We start from the raw sequence: 1,877 nt of genomic DNA, 5'->3' as shown, positions 1-1,877 counted from the left end.
GGCGAGGTGGGCGCGGTGGGCGCCACCGCCGGGCAGGTCTTCACCGCCCCCGCCCCGCCCCTCTCGCCGCAGGCCGACTTCCTCCGGGGCGTCGCCGTGGGAGCCGGCCTCGTCCTCGCCGGTGTCCTCGCCGGCGCGGTCGCCGCCCGCCGCCGATGACCGACCTCACGGTCGACTCGACGGCACGCGCGATGGCGGCCGCGGTCGCCGGGCGCGAGATCTCGGCCCGCGAGCTGCTCGACCTCCACCTGGCCCGCATCGCGGAGCGCAACCCCGAGCTCAACGCGATCGTCTCCCTCGACGAGGACCGGGCCCGGGCCGGCGCCGCCGAGGCCGACGAGGCGCTCGCCTCCGGGGCCGACACCGGTCCCCTCCACGGGCTCCCGTTCGCCTTCAAGGACACGCACGCCGTCGCCGGCTGGCGCACGACGTACGGATCGCCGCTCTTCGCCGACCACGTGCCCGAGCAGGACGAGCTCGTGGTGGAGCGGGTCCGCCGCGCGGGGGTGGTGACGCTCGGCAGGACCAACGTGCCCGAGTTCGCCGCCGGGTCGCACACCTTCAACCGCGTCTTCGGCACGACGGTGAACCCGGTGGACCCCCGGTTCTCGGCCGGCGGCTCCAGCGGTGGGGCGGCGTGTGCGCTCGCCACCGGGATGGTGCCGCTCGCGGAGGGGTCCGACATGGGTGGGTCGCTGCGCAACCCGGCGTCGTTCTGCGGTGTCGTCGGGATGCGCCCCTCGCTGGGCAGGGTGCCGGAGTGGCCGCTCTACAACCAGTGGGAGTCGACCTCGGTCGCCGGACCGATGGCGCGCACCGTCGGCGACGTCGCCCTCCTGCTCTCGGTGCTCGCCGGCCCCGACCCGCGTGCCCCGCTGGCGCTCGGTGACCGCGGGACGGCGTTCGCGCCACCCGTGACGGGTCACCTGCGGGGCCTGCGGGTCGCCCTGAGCGTCGACCTGGGCGGGGCCTTCGAGGTCGACGACCGGGTCGCCGCCGTGGTGGAGCAGGCCGGGCGGACGTTCACCCGCGGGGGAGCCCAGGTGGCGGCCGCGCACCCGGACCTCGGCCTGGCCGAGGACACCTTCCGCACCCTGCGCGCCTGGCACTTCCAGGCCAAGCTCGGGCCGCTGCTCGCCGAGCACCCGGACGCCTTCAAGCAGTCCCTCGCCGACAACATCCGCCTGGGCGAGGGCCTGACCGGTGCCGACGTCGCCCGCGCCTACACCCAGCGCACGTCGCTGGCCGAGACGATGCGCCTCTTCTTCGCCGACCACGACGTGCTGGTCCTGCCGGTCTCGCAGGTGCCGCCGTTTCCCGCGGACCAGGAGTTCCCGTCCGACATCAACGGCCGCCCGATGGAGACCTACCTGGACTGGATGCGGTCGGCGTACTTCATCAGCGTGACCGGGTGTCCCGCCATCTCCCTGCCGGCCGGGCGCACGCCCGAGGGGCTGCCGGTCGGGATCCAGGTGGTCGCCCCGCACGGCGCCGACCGGCGGCTGCTGGAGATCGCCTCCGCCTTCGAGGCCGCCGCTCCGCTGGGCTGAGCCCGCCCGATCTGGCCCATCCGGAGGATGGTGCCGCCGAGTGCCGAGGACTACCGTCGAAGGACCGACCTGTCGCGCCCCGTGCGCCTCGTGACGCCCTCCGACGCCCCTGGTGGCCCCCGCGTGGCACCTGTTGCCTGCGAGGAGGCCCACCGAATGGACAGTGCAGCGCTCGCGTCCCTGCGCGAGGACGTCAGAGGAACCGTGATCACCCCGGACGACGAGGCGTACGACGAGGCCCGCCTGGTCCGCAACGGCATGATCGACAAGCGTCCCGCCGTGATCGTGCGCCCGGCCAACGCCGGCGACGTGATGGCGGCCGTCCGC

Annotated in this window: 1 protein-coding gene; it reads left to right on the top strand. The window is 75.0% G+C overall.

Going from position 1 to position 1,877, the window contains the following annotated elements:
• Positions 1 to 155: 155 nt before the first annotated feature.
• Positions 156 to 1,550 carry an amidase gene (locus ACXJKL_RS20235; protein WP_457208789.1) on the top strand — a complete coding sequence of 465 codons (1,395 nt, stop codon included), beginning with the start codon at positions 156 to 158 and terminating at the stop codon, positions 1,548 to 1,550.
• Positions 1,551 to 1,877: the final 327 nt, after the last annotated feature.

This window comes from Nocardioides sp. P5_C9_2 (assembly GCF_054049555.1).
Note: the sequence above shows the minus strand (reverse complement) of the source record. Positions and strands in the feature narration are given on the sequence as shown.